Source organism: Ramlibacter sp., from assembly GCF_035655895.1.
Lineage (GTDB): Bacteria > Pseudomonadota > Gammaproteobacteria > Burkholderiales > Burkholderiaceae_C > Ramlibacter.
In genome coordinates this window covers 206,057-223,445 of sequence record NZ_DASRTN010000006.1, presented here as the reverse complement: position 1 = coordinate 223,445, position 17,389 = coordinate 206,057, and the positions used below count along the sequence as shown (strand labels likewise).

At 71.5% G+C, this 17,389-nt stretch carries 16 protein-coding genes and 1 other RNA gene; 11 read left to right on the top strand and 6 right to left on the bottom strand.

The window, feature by feature from the left end; genetic code table 11:
* The first annotated feature begins 23 nt into the window (after nucleotides 1-23).
* Together VFE82_RS04230 and VFE82_RS04225 are read left to right on the top strand one after the other, a co-directional pair.
* Entirely contained in the window at nucleotides 24-1,667 is a 1,644-nt protein-coding gene (locus tag VFE82_RS04230) for an MBL fold metallo-hydrolase (RefSeq protein WP_324998994.1), read from the top strand.
* On the top strand, nucleotides 1,660-2,373 hold the full coding sequence (locus tag VFE82_RS04225; RefSeq protein WP_324998993.1) for an RNA pseudouridine synthase: 714 nt from the start codon (nucleotides 1,660-1,662) through the stop codon (nucleotides 2,371-2,373). Before VFE82_RS04230 ends, VFE82_RS04225 begins: the two co-directional genes overlap by 8 nt.
* A 46-nt stretch (nucleotides 2,374-2,419) precedes the next feature.
* Here the strand turns inward: VFE82_RS04225 and rnpB are convergent.
* Nucleotides 2,420-2,820: RNase P RNA component class A (rnpB, locus tag VFE82_RS04220), an RNA gene on the bottom strand.
* 94 nt (nucleotides 2,821-2,914) lie between these two features.
* On the opposite strand from rnpB, the gene cysK reads away from it, so the two are divergent.
* The 3 genes from cysK (at nucleotide 2,915) to VFE82_RS04205 (ending at nucleotide 6,265) form a co-directional block, all read left to right on the top strand.
* The gene (gene cysK / locus VFE82_RS04215) at nucleotides 2,915-3,832 is read left to right on the top strand and encodes a cysteine synthase A (protein WP_324998992.1); all 918 of its coding nucleotides are present in this window, start codon (nucleotides 2,915-2,917) and stop codon (nucleotides 3,830-3,832) included.
* Nucleotides 3,833-3,897: 65 nt separating this feature from the next.
* Complete coding sequence (locus tag VFE82_RS04210; RefSeq protein WP_324998991.1) at nucleotides 3,898-5,535, top strand: NAD(P)/FAD-dependent oxidoreductase; 1,638 nt, start codon at nucleotides 3,898-3,900, stop codon at nucleotides 5,533-5,535.
* Between the two features lie 16 nt (nucleotides 5,536-5,551).
* Nucleotides 5,552-6,265 (top strand): ProQ/FinO family protein, encoded by a 714-nt coding sequence (locus VFE82_RS04205; RefSeq protein WP_324998990.1) that lies wholly within the window; start codon nucleotides 5,552-5,554, stop codon nucleotides 6,263-6,265.
* 95 nt (nucleotides 6,266-6,360) lie between these two features.
* Here the strand turns inward: VFE82_RS04205 and htpX are convergent, their stop codons facing one another.
* The 5 genes from htpX to VFE82_RS04180 form a co-directional block, all read right to left on the bottom strand.
* Nucleotides 6,361-7,233 (bottom strand): protease HtpX, encoded by an 873-nt coding sequence (htpX, locus tag VFE82_RS04200; RefSeq protein ID WP_324998989.1) that lies wholly within the window; start codon nucleotides 7,231-7,233, stop codon nucleotides 6,361-6,363.
* A 104-nt stretch (nucleotides 7,234-7,337) separates the two neighbouring features.
* Complete coding sequence (locus tag VFE82_RS04195; protein WP_324998988.1) at nucleotides 7,338-8,066, bottom strand: DUF3025 domain-containing protein; 729 nt, start codon at nucleotides 8,064-8,066, stop codon at nucleotides 7,338-7,340.
* Complete coding sequence (locus VFE82_RS04190) at nucleotides 8,063-8,821, bottom strand: NYN domain-containing protein (RefSeq protein ID WP_324998987.1); 759 nt, start codon at nucleotides 8,819-8,821, stop codon at nucleotides 8,063-8,065. Before VFE82_RS04190 ends, VFE82_RS04195 begins: the two co-directional genes overlap by 4 nt.
* A complete protein-coding gene (pyrC, locus tag VFE82_RS04185; protein ID WP_324998986.1) occupies nucleotides 8,818-9,852 on the bottom strand; it encodes a dihydroorotase in 1,035 nt (344 codons plus the stop codon). The genes VFE82_RS04190 and pyrC overlap by 4 nt, the downstream gene beginning before the upstream one ends.
* Before the next feature lie 30 nt (nucleotides 9,853-9,882).
* Nucleotides 9,883-10,827 (bottom strand): helix-turn-helix domain-containing protein, encoded by a 945-nt coding sequence (locus VFE82_RS04180; protein WP_324998985.1) that lies wholly within the window; start codon nucleotides 10,825-10,827, stop codon nucleotides 9,883-9,885.
* Between the two features lie 160 nt (nucleotides 10,828-10,987).
* On the opposite strand from VFE82_RS04180, the gene VFE82_RS04175 reads away from it, so the two are divergent.
* The 6 genes from VFE82_RS04175 to VFE82_RS04150 all read left to right on the top strand — a co-directional run bounded on the left by VFE82_RS04175 (nucleotide 10,988) and on the right by VFE82_RS04150 (nucleotide 17,300).
* Nucleotides 10,988-12,193: an amino acid ABC transporter substrate-binding protein gene (locus VFE82_RS04175; RefSeq protein WP_324998984.1), complete on the top strand. Its 1,206-nt coding sequence runs from the start codon at nucleotides 10,988-10,990 to the stop codon at nucleotides 12,191-12,193.
* A 48-nt stretch (nucleotides 12,194-12,241) separates the two neighbouring features.
* Entirely contained in the window at nucleotides 12,242-13,132 is an 891-nt protein-coding gene (locus tag VFE82_RS04170) for a branched-chain amino acid ABC transporter permease (RefSeq protein WP_324998983.1), read from the top strand.
* On the top strand, nucleotides 13,129-14,145 hold the full coding sequence (locus VFE82_RS04165; RefSeq protein WP_324998982.1) for a branched-chain amino acid ABC transporter permease: 1,017 nt from the start codon (nucleotides 13,129-13,131) through the stop codon (nucleotides 14,143-14,145). Before VFE82_RS04170 ends, VFE82_RS04165 begins: the two co-directional genes overlap by 4 nt.
* A 97-nt stretch (nucleotides 14,146-14,242) precedes the next feature.
* Nucleotides 14,243-15,016: an ABC transporter ATP-binding protein gene (locus VFE82_RS04160; protein ID WP_324999900.1), complete on the top strand. Its 774-nt coding sequence runs from the start codon at nucleotides 14,243-14,245 to the stop codon at nucleotides 15,014-15,016.
* On the top strand, nucleotides 15,016-15,813 hold the full coding sequence (locus VFE82_RS04155; RefSeq protein WP_324998981.1) for an ABC transporter ATP-binding protein: 798 nt from the start codon (nucleotides 15,016-15,018) through the stop codon (nucleotides 15,811-15,813). The genes VFE82_RS04160 and VFE82_RS04155 overlap by 1 nt, the downstream gene beginning before the upstream one ends.
* 32 nt (nucleotides 15,814-15,845) lie before the next feature.
* Complete coding sequence (locus VFE82_RS04150) at nucleotides 15,846-17,300, top strand: aldehyde dehydrogenase (protein ID WP_324998980.1); 1,455 nt, start codon at nucleotides 15,846-15,848, stop codon at nucleotides 17,298-17,300.
* The last annotated feature ends 89 nt before the right edge of the window (nucleotides 17,301-17,389 follow it).

Here is a 17,389-nt window from a genome sequence, read left to right as displayed (position 1 = left end):
TGTCTCCATGCTGTAATTCCTCGATGGTAAGAGCCGCCCAGCTGCTGCACACCCAGCGAGAACCCGCCCCCACCCGCCCCGCCGCCACCGTCCTGCTGATGCGCGACACGCCGCAGGGGCCCGAAGTGCTGATGACGCGGCGGTCCGCCACGGCCAGCTTCGCGCCCGGGGCCTACGTGTTCCCGGGTGGCGGCATCGACCCCGCAGATGCCCAGGCGCATCCGGTGGCGGCGCGGCGCCCCACCCAGGACGACCTGCGGCTGACGCAGGCCATCGCCGCGATCCGGGAAAGCTTCGAGGAACTGGGCGTGCTGCTGGCGCGCCGTGCCGACGGAAGTCCCGCGCAGGCCGCGGACATCGCCCTGCTCGAGCGGCACGCGCCGTTCGCCGACCAGTGCCGCGCCCGCGGGCTGGTGCTGGCGGCCGACGAGGTGTTCGTGCTCGCGCACTGGATCACCGACCGCGACCTGCCACGGCGCTTCGACGTGCCGTTCCTGGTGGCCCGCATGCCCGCCGGCCAGGAGCCGGTGGCCGACGAGGCCGAACAGTTCGAGCCGCTCTGGGTGCGCCCGGCGGACGCCCTGGCGCGGCATGCCGAGGGGCGCTTCTTCATGATCTTCCCGACCATCCGGACCCTGGAGCGGCTGCGCGGCTTCGCCAGCGTCGACGCGGTGCTGGCCGCCTGCGCCGGCGAGCAGCCGCTGTGGACCAGCTGCCCGCGCGCCGGCCTGCTGGGCGGGAAGGAGGCGCGGTACATGGAAGGCGAGGCGCCCTACGGCGAGCTGGCGATGGTCTGCCCCGACGGCCAGATCGTGCATGCGCTGGACTGGCAGAGCGAACGGCCGGTGCCGCTGCTGCGCAACCTGATGCGCCTGACCGCCGCCAATCCCGGCGTGATGACCGGGCCGGGCACCAACAGCTATGTGGTGGGGGACGCCGCCACCGGGTACATCGTGATCGACCCGGGTCCGGACGAGCCCGCGCACCAGCAGCGGCTGCTGGACGCGACCTCGGGCGACATCCGCCTGATCGTGTGCACGCATTCGCATTCCGACCACTCGCCCGGCGCCCGCCCCCTGCAGTCCCTGTGCAGCGGCCGTCCGCCGATCCTGGGACTGGCGTCGCGGCCGACGGCCCGGCCGGGCAGCGCCTTCACGCCCGACCGTGAACTGGCCGACGGCGAGGTGCTCGCGCTGTCGGCGCCGGGCGTGTCGCACAGCCTGCAGGTCGTGCACACGCCGGGGCACGCGGCCAACCACGTGTGCCTGGTGCTGCGCGAGGACGGCCTGCTGTTCTCGGGCGACCACATCCTGAACGGCAGCACCACGGTCGTCGATCCGCCCGACGGCGACATGACCGCCTACCTCGACTCGCTCGACCGGCTGTCGGCGGCGTGCGAGCGGCACAGCATCGACTTCATCCTGCCCGCGCACGGCCATGTCCTGGGCTTCGCCCGCGATGCGATCGCCCGCCTGAAGGCGCACCGCCTGCAGCGCGAAGCCAAGGTGGCGGCGGCGATGCGCGCGCGACCCGAAGGATCGCTCGACGACTGGGTCCCGCTCGCCTACGACGACGTCCCGGCGCGGCTGTGGCCGGTGGCCCGGCGTTCGCTGCTGGCCCATGTCGACCGCCTCCGGGCCCTGGGCCCGGAGGGCATCCATGGGTGAGCCCCAGCGGCTGGCCAAGCGGGTCGCGGCCCTGGTGCCGTGTTCGCGCAGCGAAGCCGAGCAGTACATCGAGGCCGGCTGGGTGCAGGTGGACGGCGTCGTGGCCGACACGCCGCAGCAGCGCGTCGACGACGCGCAACGGGTCACCGTCGATCGCGCCGCCGACCTGTCGAAGCTGGCGCCCGCCACGTTTCTGCTGAACCAGCCGCCCGGCCTCCTGCCGGGCGATGCCATCGCGCTCCTGTCGCCGGCGAACCGCTGGGCCGCGGACACCGAGCGCACGCCGCTGCTGCGCGCCCACCTGCGGTCGTTGCAGGCGTTGATGCCGCTGCCGCCGCAGGCGGCGGGGCTGGCGGTGTTCAGCCAACACCGCTCGGTGATCCGCAAGCTCACCGAGGAGGGCGCGTTCGTCGAACAGGAACTGCTGGCGCAGGTGGAGGGCGCGATCGCACCGGACGGGCTGCGGCGGCTGGCGCACGGGCTGGCGCGGGAAGGACATCCGCTGCCGCCGGCCAGGGTCAGCTGGCAGAGCGAGCACCGGCTGCGCTTTGCGCTCAAGGGCATCGAGGCCGACCTGGTGCCGTGGATGTGCGCGCAGGTGGGCCTGAAGGTCACGCAACTGCGGCGCATCCGGCTCGGGCGGCTGCCCATGGCGGGCCTGCCGGCCGGCCAGTGGCGGCGCCTGCTGCCGGGCGAGCGCTTCTAGCGCCCGCCGCGGCGGAGCGCCGCGGTGTCGCGACGCTCGCAAGAAAGTGTGAAGCCCGCCGTACGCCGGATTCTGTGCGGCGCGGTTGCCCGCGCCGTGGCCGCCATTCCTCTGGGCCGGGGGTCGCCCCACCGGCTCGGTGCTACCTACCCGCCGACGCCTCCCGGGACACAGGAGGTGGGATGGCGGCGAACCGCCGTCCCGTGCCGGCCTACTTGGTATTGCTGCGCGTAGAGATTGCCCGTTTCACCCCTGGCCGGCGGTCGACGGGCCGTGCCGCCGGCTTGCGCCTGCGTGCGGCCCTCGCGCCGGCCAGGACTCGTCTCTGTTGCTCTGATCCTCACCTCGCGGTGGACAGGTGTTGCCTGCTACGCTGCCCTGTGCAGTCCGGACGTTCCTCCAGTGCGGTGTTTCCACCCTTGCACCAGCGACGGCCTGGCGAACTTCACGCCCGGATTATCCCCCGTCCGCCGCCCGCGCCGCGCTGCGCCCGGGTGGAGGACAATGCACGTCCCCGCAGCTCCGCATTCCCGCCCTGCCCATGAAAGCCGACACCATCCTGCAGACCATCGGCCGCACGCCGCACATCCGCGTGAACCGCCTGTTCGGCGGTAGCCACCAGGTCTGGATCAAGTCCGAGCGCAGCAATCCCGGCGGCTCGATCAAGGATCGCATCGCCCTGGCCATGGTCGAGGAGGCCGAGCGCAGCGGTGCGCTCAAGCCGGGCGGCACCATCGTCGAGCCGACCTCCGGCAACACCGGCATCGGCCTGGCCATGGTGGCCGCGGTCAAGGGCTACAAGCTGGTCCTCGTGATGCCCGACAGCATGTCGGTGGAACGCCGCCGGCTGATGCTGGCGTACGGCGCCACGTTCGACCTGACCCCGCGCGAGAAGGGCATGAAGGGCTCGATCGCCCGGGCCCAGGAGATCGTGGCCGCGACGCCCGGCGCCTGGATGCCCCAGCAGTTCGAAAACCCCGCCAACATCGACGTGCACGTGCGCACGACCGCCCGCGAGATCCTGGAGGACTTCCCCCAGGGCGTCGACTTCCTCATCACCGGCGTCGGCACGGGCGGGCACCTGACCGGCTGCGCCCGCGTGCTGAAGCAGGCCTGGCCGAAGCTCCAGGTGTTCGCCGTGGAGCCCACCGCGTCGCCGGTGATCTCGGGCGGGCAGCCGTCGCCGCACCCGATCCAGGGCATCGGGGCGGGCTTCGTGCCCCGCAACCTGCAGACCGACCTGCTGGACGGCGTGATCCAGGTCGACGCGGAACCGGCGCGCGAGATGGCGCGCCGCGCGGCCCGCGAGGAAGGCATGCTGGTGGGCATCTCCTCCGGCGCGACGCTGGCCGCGATCGCGCAGAAGCTGCCGCAGCTGCCGGCCGGGAGCACCATCCTGGGCTTCAACTACGACACCGGCGAGCGCTACCTCTCGATCGAAGGCTTCCTGCCTGCCTGACCGCTGCGCCGCTCCAGGGCCGCACGCGGCCCGGCCGTCTGCTTGATCGCCCCAAGCCACGACCCATGATCCGACTCTCCGAACTCAAGCTCACGCTCGGCCAGGCCGAACAGCCCGAGACGCACCTGCGGGCCGGCGCCGCCGGCGTGCTGGGCATCACGCCGGCCGAGATCGCCTCGGTCCAGGTCTTCAAGCGCAGCTTCGACGCCCGCAAGGCCGAGCTGATGGCGGTGTACATCGTCGATGTCGGGCTCGCCGATCCGTCGCGCGAGACGGCCCTGCTCGCCCGGCTGGCGGGGCGCCCGCACGTGGCTCCCACGCCCGACATGGACTGGCATCCGCCGGTGACGGCCAGCACGCCGCCCCCGGTGCGCCCGGTGGTGATCGGCTTCGGGCCCTGCGGCATCTTCGCGGCGCTGGTGCTCGCCCAGATGGGCCTGCGCCCGATCGTGCTCGAGCGCGGCAAGCCGGTGCGCGAACGCACGCAAGACACCTGGGGGCTGTGGCGCCGCCGCGTGCTGCAGCCCGAGAGCAACGTGCAGTTCGGCGAAGGCGGCGCCGGCACCTTCTCGGACGGCAAGCTGTACAGCCAGATCAAGGATCCGCGCTGGCTGGGCCGCAAGGTCATGGGCGAGTTCGTCAAGGCCGGCGCGCCCGAGGAAATCCTCTACGTCGCCCATCCCCACATCGGCACCTTCAAGCTGGTGAAGGTGGTCGAGAGCATGCGCGAGCAGATCATCGCGCTGGGCGGCGAGATCCGCTTCCAGCAGCGCGTCACCGACTTCGTGGTCGAGGACGGCGGCGTGCGCGGGCTGCGCATCCTGCACCAGGACAGCGGCGCCACCTCCGAGCTGCGCGCCGACCACGTCGTGCTGGCCCTCGGGCACAGCTCGCGCGACACCTTCGAGGCGCTGCATGCCCGCGGCGTGTTCCTGGAGGCCAAGCCGTTCTCGATCGGCTTTCGCATCGAGCACCCGCAGGGCATGATCGACCGTGCGCGCTGGGGCCGCCATGCCGGCCACCCGCTGCTGGGCGCCGCCGACTACAAGCTGGTGCACCACGCGGGCAACGGCCGCGCGGTCTACAGCTTCTGCATGTGCCCGGGCGGCACCGTGGTCGCCGCCACCTCGGAGCCCGGTCGCGTGGTCACCAACGGCATGAGCCAGTACTCGCGCAACGAGCGCAACGCCAACGCCGGCATGGTGGTGTCGATCGACCCGCGCGACTACCCCGGCGGCCCGCTCGCCGGGGTGGCGCTGCAACGCGAGCTCGAATCGCGCGCGTTCGTGCTCGGCGGGTCTAACTACGAGGCGCCGGGGCAACTGGTCGGCGACTTCATCGCCGGCCGGCCGTCGACCGCGTTCGGCGATGTCCTGCCGTCGTACAAGCCGGGCGTGAAGCTCGGCGACCTGCATCCGGCGCTGCCGCCCTACGCCATCGAGGCACTGCGCGAGGCGCTGCCGGTTTTCGGCCGCAAGATCCCCGGCTTCGACCGGCACGACGCGGTGCTCACCGGCGTCGAGACACGCACTTCCTCCCCGCTGCGCATCACGCGCGGCGAGGATTTCCAGAGCCTGAACGTGCGGGGCCTGTACCCCGCCGGCGAAGGCGCGGGCTACGCCGGCGGCATCCTGTCGGCTGGCGTCGACGGCATCCGCGTCGGCGAGGCCGTCGCCCGCAGCATCGCGGCCACACTGCACTGAAAGACCCCTGTCCCGAATGACCGAGATCCCCAGCACCGCCACGGCCCTGCAACAGCAGGCCCAGCCCGCCGCCCCGACGCCCCGGCCGCAACCGAAGCCCGGCGCCAAGTCCGGCGGCGGCGACCGCCGCCAGCGCGGCCGGCAGGCCGGCGGCCGCCCCACCCATCCGCTGCTGCACACGCTGTACGAGCTGTACCCGATGCTGTTCGGCGCACGGTTCCTGCCGCTCAAGGTGGGCATCTTCGAGGAACTGCGCGCCGCGCACCCCGACAAGCTTCCGGCCGAGGAACTCAAGGTGGCGCTGGGCCTGCACACCCGCTCCAGCCGCTACCTGGAGGCGGTCGCCTCGGGCCTGCCCCGCCACGACCTGGCCGGCCAGCCGACCGATCCTGCGGCGCCCGAGCACGTGCACCACGCGATCCTGGAGCTGTACCGCCGCAAGAGCACGACCCCGCAGGAGCCGGCGGCCCGCACCCGCGCCGTGACCCAGCTGATCGGCGCGATCGAGCGCTCCGGGCTTGGACGCGACGGCTACCGCGAGCGCTTCGGCGGCGGCCACGAGAGCGGCCGCGCACTCCTGGAGGAGGCCCTGGCCGCGCTGGCCCAGCAGGCGGCGCGCAAGGAAGCGCTGCTGCGCGCCTTCCAGGCCAGCGGCAAGAGCGTGGAGGCATTCGCCGAGATGTACGGCATGGAGCCGGGCGAGGTCGCGGCGCTGGTGCAGCCTGGCTGACTCCCCGCGTGGCGTGCAACGCTGCAGGCCTCTGCGGTGTCGCCGCCCAGGAAAAAAGCCGCCCGGAGGCGGCTTTTTCGTTGCGGCGCAGCGCGTCAGGCCTGCGCGCTCTGCAGTGCGGCGATGCGCTCCTCGATCGGCGGGTGGGTCGAGAACAGCTTGCCCACCCCCGAGGTGATGCCCATCGACTGCAGCCCGCGCGGCAGGTCGCCGGGCACCATGCCGCCCAGGCGGGCCAGGGCGTTGATCATCGGCTGGCGGCGGCCCATCAGCTGGGCCGAGCCGCGGTCGGCCCGGAACTCGCGCTGGCGCGAGAACCACGCCACGATGATGGCCGCCAGGAAGCCCAGCAGGATGTCCAGCACGATGGTCGTGACCATGTAGCCGATGCCGGGCCCGTTGCGCTGCTCACCGCGGCTGAGCCAACCGTCCACCACGTAGCCGATCACGCGGGAGAGGAACACCACGAAGGTGTTCATCACGCCTTGAATGAGGGTCATGGTCACCATGTCGCCGTTGGCGATGTGCGCCACCTCGTGGCCGATCACCGCCTCGACCTCGTCCCGCGTCATGCCCTGCAGCAGGCCGGTGGACACCGCGACCAGCGCGTTGTTCTTGAACGCACCGGTGGCGAACGCATTCGGCTCGCCCTGGAAGATGCCGACCTCGGGCATGCCGATGCCGGCCTGGTCGGCGAAGCGGCGGACGGTCTCGACGATCCAGCGCTCGTCGGGCGAGCCGCTGCCGTCGATCACCTGCACCCCCGAACTCCACTTGGCGATCGGCTTGGACAGCAGCAGCGAGATGATGGCCCCGCCGAAGCCCATGATGAACGCGAAGCCCAGCAGTGCGCCCAGGTTGAGCCCGTTCGCCGTGAGGTAGCGGTTGACGCCGAGCAGGCTGGCGACCACGCCCAGCACGACCACCACCGCGAGGTTGGTGGCCAGGAACAGGAAGATTCTTTTCATTCAGTGGCTCCGTCAGGAAGTCAGGATGGCGTTGACGCCGAGATGAGGCCGCCCGGGCCGATCTCAAGCATGGGTCCGGTGCGCTGCGCCCTCTTCTCGTCGCCTCATGGCTTGCGCGGCCGGAACACCAATGAGTCATCGTAGAACGAAAAGTTCTCGTTCTGCGCCGACCAGCCCGGAATTCCCAGCACCGGCAAGGGCGTGAAGGGCTTGGTCGCGAGCCGCGCCGCGGTGCACTCGCCGGCCAGCCACGCGTCCAGCCGCACCGGGTCGCCCACCGGCGCGGGGCCGGCCCAGACGTGGGCCGTCATGTCCTTGCGGGGCGCGGCGAGCTTTTCCAGCAGCGCGTGCCCGACCACCAGGACGTGGGCGTGCGCCCACAGCGGACGCAAGGTGACGAACAGTCGTTGCCAGTCGCGGGCGAGCAGCGCCTCCCACAACGGCGCCGGTGCGTCGAGCAGCGCGCCGTTCTCGTCGAACACGGTGATCGCGTCGCGCACGGGTCCGCGGCGGCCGCCGATCCCGCCGGCAGCGATGGCCTGCGCCTGCAGCTCGTTCAGCCGCCGCTTCGTGCGCGGCAGGCGCAGCCAGACCAGCCCGTTGAAGAAGTCGTGCAGGCCCGGACGCACGGGGCAGGTGCCGCTGTCGAAGATGAACTGCTCGTAGGCCGTGCGGGCCGGCAGCGCGTCCTGGGGGACGAAGCGCACCGCAGGCGAGGCGGCGTTCAGCGCCTCGTGCGGCGCCCGCCCGGCGGCCAACGCAGCGGCCACGGGGTGGCCGACCTCGCGCCAGGGCGCGAACCAGGGTCGCGTCCAGTCGATGCCCGAGGTCACCGGCGTCGGCTGGCCGGCGCCTGCTTCTCGCGCACCGCCACCCGCGATGTGCCCTCGTCGGCGAACTCGAACAGGTCGATGGCCGACAGCAGCTTGGTGAGCGTGGAGTAGCCGTAGTTGCGCTGGTCGAACGAGGCCTGGTTGCCGATCTGCTGGCGCACGTCGTTGACCGAGGACCAGCCGTCGTCGTCGGCGGCGGACTGCACGGCGTTGCGCAGCAGTGCGACGAGCTTGCGGTCCTGCCTGAGCTCGGCGGGGGACATCCGGAGCCGCGGGCCACGGTCGGTGTCGCCGGCATCGCCGTCGTCGGCGCCGCTGGCCGGCCGCAGGTCGTCCAGGAACAGGAAGCGCGAGCACGCGTTGACGAACGGCTCGGGCGTCTTGCGGGCCCCGAAGCCGTACACCGCGGCGCCCTTGGCGCGCAGGTGCATCACCAGCGGCGTGAAATCGGAATCGGACGACACGATGCCGAAGGCGTCCGGCTTGTCGGTGTACAGCAGGTCGAGCGCGTCGATGACCATCGCCATGTCGCTGGCATTCTTGCCCTTGCTGTAGTCGAACTGCTGCATGGGGCGGATGGCGTGCTCGTGCAACTGCTCCTCCCAGCCCTTGAGCTCGCTCTTCTTCCAGTTGCCGTAGGCACGCCGGATGTTCGTCTCGCCCTGGGTGGACAGCTCATTGAGGATCAACCCGATCTTGGAGGCCGGCGAGTTGTCGGCATCGATCAGCAGGGCGACGCGCGGTTTGGTGCTCATGCCACGGCCCTCCAGTCCAGCGTCTCGCCGGCACGCAGCGGCTTGAGCTGCGCCTCGCCGAAGGCATAGGCCTCGGGCACGGTCCACGTCTCCCGGCGCAGCGTCAGCTGGCCGCGGTTGCGCGGCAGGCCGTAGAAGTCGGCGCCGAAGAAGCTGGCGAAGCCCTCCAGCCGCTCGAGCGCCCCGGCGGCATCGAAGGCCTCGGCGTACAGCTCCATCGCGGCGTGGCCGGTGTAGCAGCCGGCGCAGCCGGTGGCGTGCTCCTTCAGGTGCGCCGGGTGCGGCGCGCTGTCGGTGCCGAGGAAGAACTTCGGGCTGCCCGAGGTTGCGGCCTCGACCAGGGCCAGACGATGGGTCTCGCGCTTGAGCACCGGCAGGCAGTAGTAGTGCGGCCGGATGCCCCCGAGGAAGATGGCGTTGCGGTTGTAGAGCAGGTGGTGCGCCGTGATGGTGGCGGCGGTCAGCGCGCCGGCCTCGCGCACGTACTGCGCCGCCTCCTTCGTCGTGATGTGCTCCAGCACGATCTTCAGGCCCGGGAAATCCCGGCGCAGCGGGATCAGCTGGCGGTCGATGAACACGGCTTCCCGGTCGAACAGGTCGATCTCGGGCGAGGTCACCTCGCCGTGCACCAGCAGCGGCAGGCCTTCGCGCTGCATCGCCTCGAGCGTGCCGTAGGTCTTGCGGATGTCGGTGACGCCGGCGTCGCTGTTCGTGGTGGCACCGGCCGGGTAGAGCTTCAGGGCGACCACGCTCGCCTCCCTGGCCCGGCGGATCTCGTCGGGTGGCAGGTTGTCGGTGAGGTACAGCGTCATCAGCGGCTCGAAATGGACGCCGCGCGGCACCACGTCGAGGATGCGCTGGCGGTAGGCCACGGCCTGGGCCGCCGTGGTCACCGGCGGCTTGAGGTTGGGCATGATGACTGCGCGGCCGAACTGGGCCGCGGTGTGCGGCACGACCGCGGCCATGGCCTGCCCGTCGCGCACGTGCAGGTGCCAGTCGTCGGGACGGGTGATGGTGATCTGCTGGGACATGGCGCGATTGTCCCAGACCGCACCGGGGCGCTAGCGCAGCGGCGCGCCCCGGAAGGCCGACGGGCTCATGCCGGTGTGGTCGCGGAAGACGCGGCTGAAGTGCGAAGGGTTGCCGAAGCCCCACGACAGGGCGATGTCCGTGATTGGACGGCTGCCGCCGTGCTGCAGTTCGCGGACGCAGGCCTCCAGCCGCAGTCGCTGGATGAACCCGGCGATCGATCCGCCTTCTCCCGTGAAGGCGTTGTACAGGTGGCGTCGGCTGCAGTTGAGGGCGCGTGCGATCGTGTCGACCGACAGCTCCGGATCGCGCAGGTGCTGCTGGACGTGGGCACGGATGCGGTCGCGCAGGGCCTCGCGCTGGGTGACGGCCGTCTCCTGCCCCCACAGCTCCATGAGCGACAGCCGCACCAGCTGCTTGATCGTCTCGCCGGCGCCTTGCGCCGCCGCGGCGCTCATGTGCGGCAGTTCCTGGTAGGTGTTGCGCAGCGTCTCCAGCGTCACCCGCGAGATGCCGCTCGCGCCCAGGCGGCGCGCCATCACGCCCTCGAAGCGCAGGCCACGTTCGGCGACGGCGTCTTTGGGCACCATCACGATCAGGTGGTCGCAGCGCTCGGGGTTCGCGATCTCGTAGGCACCGGTGGTGTCGTAGACGACCCAGGCACCGTCGCGTGCACAGGCTTGGCGCCCCTGCTGCTGCACGGTGGCGCTGCCCTGCCAGGGCGCGACGATCTTCAGGTAACCGACGTCGCTGGTGCGCGCCATCGACGGCGTGCGCAGCACCCGGTGGCGGTTGGCCTCCAGGCGGGTGAGGATCACGTCGCCGGCGTGCGAGGCGGCGATGTGGCCGTCGAAGTCGCTGTCGCCATACAGGTCCGACTGCAGGCCGCAGAAGTGCCGGGAGATCCACTCGCTCCACTGCGGCGCGCGGTCGCGCGGGGCGACGGCGTCGGTGCTGAGCAGGGTGGAGCTGGTCATGGCCGGACGATTATGGCCACCGCTCCGGCTGGCCCCGCCTTCAGGGAAAACCCGGGGCGGCATGCACGTCCAGACAAGCGCTTTCTGCCCGCACAGCAAAGCCGCACCGACGGCGGCTTCCTACGATTCGCGCTTCCCGCACACCACGACAGGAGACAGCATGGGACGCCATCCGGGCAGCAACCGCCGCCAGTTCATCCAGGGCGCCGCCGTGGCGGTCGGCGCGGCCGCCGCCGCTCCGGACCTGCTGGCGCAGTCGGCGCCGGTGCGCGTGGGCTATGCCATGTCCCGCACCGGCCCCTGGACCGGCGGGGCGCAGGTCAGCCAGGAGCCCAACTACCTGCTCTGGGCCGAGCAGCAGAACGCCGCCGGCGGCCTGGACATCAAGGGCACCCGGCGGCCGATCGAGCTGGTGAGCAGCGACGACCGCAGCGACGTCGAGACCGTCGTGCGCACCTACGAGAAGCTGATGGGCAGCGACAAGGTCGACCTCATCCTGCCGCCCTGGGGCAGCAACGCGAACTTCGCGCTGGCGCCGCTGGCCAACCGGTTCGGCTACCCGATGCTGGCGCCCACCGCCCTGTCGCGCAAGCTGATCGACATGAACCTGCCGTTCTTCTTCTCGCTCCTGCAGCAGCCGGATCGGATGATGGGCGCGCTGGTCGACATGCTGGTGGCGCAGGGCGCGAAGACGGTCGCGATCGTCTACATGGACGACCTGTTCGGGCTGGAGAACTTTGCCGCCCTGAACAGCGCGCTGAAGAAGACCAGCCTGCAGGTGGTCGAGCGCAAGAGCTATCCGCTGGGCGTGAAGGACCTCTCGCCGGTGCTGCGCAGCCTGAAGGAGCAGAATCCCGACGCGTTCATCGGCATCACCTACCCGCCCGACACCATCCTGGCCAGCAAGCAGGCCAAGGAGGTCGGCTTCAACCCGAAGTTCTTCTATGCGTCCGTCGGCACCGCCTTCCAGCTGTACCGCAACGTGATGACGCCGGCCGGCGCCGAGGGCGTGCTGGGCATGGGCTCCTGGAACCCGAAGACCAGCCCCGGCGCCAAGGCCTACTTCGACGCCCACACCCGCAAGTTCGGCGGCAAGGAGCCGGACCGCTGGGCGAGCGGGCATGCCTGGGCCGGCCTGGAGATCCTCACCGCCGCGGTCAGGCAGGTGGGCCTGGACCGCAAGGCGATCCGCGACCACGTGGCCAAGGGCACGCACAAGACCATCATCGGCGACGTGAAGTTCACCGGCAGCGAGAACACCGCCACACCGGGCACCGTGAGCCAGTGGCAGAACGGCGAGTTCGAGGTGGTGTGGCCCTCGCAGGTCGCGACGGCGAAGCTGGCGGGCAAGACGGCGTGGAAATGAAGCCCACGACGGCCGGGCAGACCGGCCGGTCCACCACGACCCTGACCCATGTCCCTCGGCGCCTGGACTGAACTCATCGCCTCCGGCCTGATCACCGGCGGCATCTACGCGCTCGTCGCGCTGGGGCTCAACCTCCAGTACGGCCTGATGCGCATCCTGAACATCGCCCATGGCGAGTTCCTGATGGTGGGCGCCTACCTCACCTGGATGGCGCAGACCGCGTTCGGCGTGTCCCCGCTGCTGATGGTGCCCGTCTCGTTCGCGGTGCTGATGGCCCTGGGGCTGGCCGTGCACCGGCTGTGCTTCCGGCGGCTGGCGGCCAGCTCCGCCAACCTCGACATCTTCGAGGCCCGCGGCCTGATGGTGGCTTTCGGCCTGATGTTCCTGGTGCAGAACCTGGTGTCCTGGGCCTGGGGCGGCGACCTGCGCGGCTACGACTTCCTGGCGGCGCCGGTGGCGATCGGCGGGGCCCAGTTCGCGGGCAACAAGCTGCTGGTCTTCGTCCTGGCCCTGGTGTTCGCCGGCGCCCTGATCGTGGTGCTGCGCCAGACGCTGCTGGGCAAGGGCGTGCGGGCCCTCATGCAGTCGCCCACCGGCGCGCAGCTGGTGGGCATCAACACGCGCGTGCTGCACCCGCTGATGTTCGGCATTGGCCTGGGCCTGTCGGGCGTGGCCGGCTGCCTGCTGTCGATGGCCTACACGATCTCGCCCTCGATGGGCGAGCCCTACACCGTCACGGCGCTGATCGTGATCACCCTGGGCGGCTTCGGCAGCATGGGCGGCGCGCTGGCTGGCGGGCTGCTGCTGGGGGTGGTCGAGGCGCTCGGCATGCATTTCACCAACCCCTCGCTCAAGGCGCTGCTGTCGTACGCCGTGTTCATCGCGGTGCTGCTGCTGCGGCCCGAGGGCCTGTTCGCCCGCAAGGGCCGCAAGGCATGACGTCCCGTCCCCTCCTCGTGCGTGACCTGCTGGTGCTGTTCGGCTTCACCGGCTGGGCCCTGGCGCTGCCGTCCTGGGGCAGCGACTTCATCGTCTCGCTGGCGCTCACCTGCCTGATGTACGTGGCGCTGTCCTCCAGCTGGGCCCTGTTCTGCGGCACCACGCGCTACCTGTCGCTGGCCACCTCGGCGTTCTTCGGCATCGGCGCGTACACCAGCGCCGTCGGCCTGCAGGCACTCGGCTGGGTCCCGGCGGTGCTGCTCGGCGCAGGCCTGGCGACGCTGGTGGCGCTGGTCATGGGCGCGGCGGTGCTGCACCTGCGCGGCACCTACTTCGCCGTGCTGACGTTCGGGATGACCGAGTTGATCCGCCACGCCATCACGTACTTCGAGAAGAGCGTGACCGGAACGGTGGGCCGGGTGCTGGCCGTGGCCCCGGAGCGCGACACGATCTACCAGACCGTGCTGGGCCTGGCGGTGCTGTCGGTGCTGGTGTCGATCGTCGTGCGGCGCACGCGCTTCGGCCTGGCGCTCGCCGGCATCGGCGCCGACGAGCAGCGCGCGCAGACCCTGGGCGTGAACACGCGCTGGGTCAAGCTGGCGGGTTTCGCGATGACCGCCGCCTTCGCAGGCGCCGTCGGCGCCGCCATGTCGGCGCGCTGGACCTACATCGACCCGCCGACGGTGTTCAATCCCTTCATCGGGTTCCAGACGGTGCTGATCGCGCTGGTGGGCGGCGCGCTCACGCTGTGGGGCCCGCTGATCGCCGCCATCGTGTTCAGCCTGCTGGCCGAGACGCTGCGCCTGCAGGCGCCCCAGGTGTACATGATGTCCCTCGGGATCCTGCTGATCCTCTCGGTGCTGTACCTGCCCGGCGGCCTGGCTTCGCTGCGGTGGGAGACGTTGCGCGGCTGGCGCGACGGCGCGCGGGCCTGGTGGAAGGACGGCCGCGCCACAGTGCGCGGCACCGAGGGGCGCGCACCACGTCGCGCCGGGGAGCGCCGCCTTGCCTGAGTTCCGCTGGCTCCCCCGCCCCCTCGTGCCGCCACGTGCCGGGCTGGCGCCGGAAGGCTCGGCAGGCGCGCCCGCGCCCACCTCGCCCGGCACGCCGCTGCTGGAGGCACGGGCGGTCACCGTGCGCTTCGGCGGCCTGGTCGCCGTGGACGGCGTCTCGGCCAACCTGCAGCCGGGCGAACTGGTGGGGATCATCGGTCCCAACGGCGCCGGCAAGACCACCTTCTTCAACGCGATCTCGGGCGTCCTGGCGCCGACCTCGGGCCGGCTGCTCGTGGACCGGACCGACCTCACCGGCCAGGCGCCGCACCGCTTCGCGGCCCACGGGCTGGCCCGCACGTTCCAGACGCCACGGGTCTTCCCGGACATGACGGTCGCGGCCAACATCGACTTCGGGCTGCAATTCGCAGGCCGCCGTCGGGGCAAGGGGTGGTCGGGCGGCGCCGGTGGCGCAGCGTTCGGGCCGCTGGCCGATGCGGCGCGCATCCTGCATCTCATCGGCCTGCAGGCCCAGGCCGACCAGGCAGCCGGTGCGATCACGCCGTCGCAGCAGCGGCTGCTGGAGATCGGCATGGCCCTGGGCACCCGGCCGCGACTGCTGCTGCTGGACGAGGTGGCGGCGGGGCTGACCGAGGCCGAGATCGAGAACATGGCGCGCCTGATCCGCCGGCTGCGCGACGAGCTGGACCTGACCGTGGTCTGGATCGAGCACGCCGTGCGCACGCTGCTGCGCCACGTGGAGCGGGTGATCGTGCTGCACCAGGGCCGCAAGATCGCCGACGGCACGCCGGCCGAGGTCACGCGCGACCGCGGCGTGATCGAGGCCTACCTGGGCGACGAGATGGTTGATCCCGGCGAGGAGGCCGCCTGATGCACTGGAGCGACCGTCCCTTCGAGCTGGGCACCCGCGGGCGCCGCGCGCACCTGGCCGTGCGCGGGCTGAGCGCCGGCTACGGCGCCTTCCTGGTGCTGCGCGACCTCGCCTTCGACGTTCGGCCCGGCCTCACCGTCGTCCTCGGCCCGAACGGCGCGGGCAAGACGACGCTGCTGCGTGCACTCAATGGCCTCCTGGCGCGCCAGGGCGACGTGCTGCTGGACGGCAACGACCTGCCGGAGGCGACGCACGAGATCGTGCGGGCCGGCGTGGCGCTGGTGCCCGAAGGACGGCAGCTCTTCCCGCAGATGACCGTGGCCGAGAACCTGGAGCTGGGCGGCTGGCTGGTGGCCCGGGCCGATCGGCGCCGCCGGCTCGAGCAGGTGCTGCAGGATTTCCCGAAGCTGCGCGAGCGCGCCAGCCAGCTGGCGGGCACCATGAGCGGCGGCGAGCAGCAGATGGTCGCGGTCGCCCGCGCGATGATGAGCGCGCCGCGGCTGCTCATGCTGGACGAGCCCTCGCTCGGCCTCGCGCCCCGCATGGTCGACGAACTGCTGGTGATCGTGCGGCGCATCGCGGATGCCGGCACCACCGTGCTGATGGTCGAACAGAACGTCAAGAAGGCGCTGGCCGTGGCCGACCGCGGCTACGTGCTCGAGCGCGGCGCGCTGGTGGCCAGCGGCCCGGCCCGCCTGCTCGCCCGCTCCAGCGTCATCCGCGAGGCCTACCTCGGCGCCGAGAGCACCGCCCCCGACACCACCCGTCCGATGGCGCGCGCCGCCACGCCGGGCTGACCCCCACGTTTGCTGTCACCAGGAGAACCACCGTGTCCGACATGTCCATGCTGATCAACGGCCTGAAGGTCAGTGCCGAAAAGGGCGCCACCTTCGAGCGCCGCAACCCGCTCGACGGGTCCGTCGCCACCCGGGCGCCGGCCTGCTCGCCGGCCGACGCGGTGCTGGCCGTCGAGGCCGCGGCCGAAGCATTCCGCACCTGGAGCGAGACCGGGCCGGGCGAACGCCGCGCCCTGCTGCTCAAGGCCGCCGAGCGCCTGGAAGCCAAGCTGCCGCAGTTCGTCGAAGCGGTCGCCACGGAGACCGGCGGCACCGGCATGTGGGCCGGCTTCAACGTCATGCTGGGTGCCGGCATGATCCGCGAAGCGGCGTCGCTGACGACCCAGATCACCGGCGAGGTGATCCCGTCCGACATCCCGGGCTCGCTCGCCATGGGCGTGCGCCAGCCGGCCGGCGTCGTGGTGGGCATCGCGCCCTGGAACGCCCCCGTCATCCTGGGGGTGCGCGCCATCGCGACGCCGCTCGCCTGTGGCAACACCGTCATCCTCAAGGGCAGCGAGAACTGCCCGCGCACCCACCAGCTGATCGTCGAGGCGTTCCAGGAGGCAGGCCTGCCCGCCGGCGTGGTGAACTACATCACCAACGCGCCGCACGACGCGGGCGCGGTGGTCGAGGCGATGGTGGCCCACCCCGCGGTGCGCCGCGTGAACTTCACCGGATCGACGCGGGTCGGCAAGATCATCGCGGCCACGTGCGCGCGGTACCTGAAGCCGGCGGTGCTGGAGCTGGGCGGCAAGGCGCCGCTGGTGATCCTGGACGACGCCGACATCGACGATGCGGTCGACGCCGCCGCCTTCGGCTGCTTCGCCAACAGCGGCCAGATCTGCATGAGCACCGAGCGCGTCATCGTCGACGAGAAGATCGCCGACGACTTCGTGCGCAAGTTCACCGCCAAGGCGAAATCGCTGCCGGTGGGCGACCCGCGCAAGCCAGAGCCCGTGGTGCTGGGCAGCGTGATCGGCATGAGCACTGTCGAGCATTGCAACGCGCTGCTGGCGGACGCGCTGGCCAAGGGCGCGAAGCTGCTGTGCGGCGGCAAGGCCGACAGCACCCTGATGCCGGCGACGCTGCTGGACCACGTGACGCCGGCCATGCGTATCTACCACGAGGAGAGCTTCGGGCCGGTCAAGGGGATCGTGCGGGTGAACGGCGTCGAGGAAGCCGTCGCCTGCGCCAACGACAACGAGTACGGGCTGTCGTCGGCGGTGTTCGGCCGCGACCTGGCCCGCGCCTTCAACGTGGCCCGCCGGATCGACTCGGGCATCTGCCACGTCAATGCCCCGACCGTGCACGACGAGGCGCAGATGCCGTTCGGCGGTGTCAAGGGCAGCGGCATCGGGCGCTTCGGCGGGCGCGCCGGGATCGCGGAGTTCACCGAACTGCGCTGGATCTCGATGCAGACGCAGCCGCGGCACTACCCGTTCTGAAGACGGCGCAGGGCCGGCCTCAGCCGGTCACGCGCCGTCCTGCCCGGCGGAACACCGGCGCGCGGCAGAGGCGGGATCGCGCGCGGCGA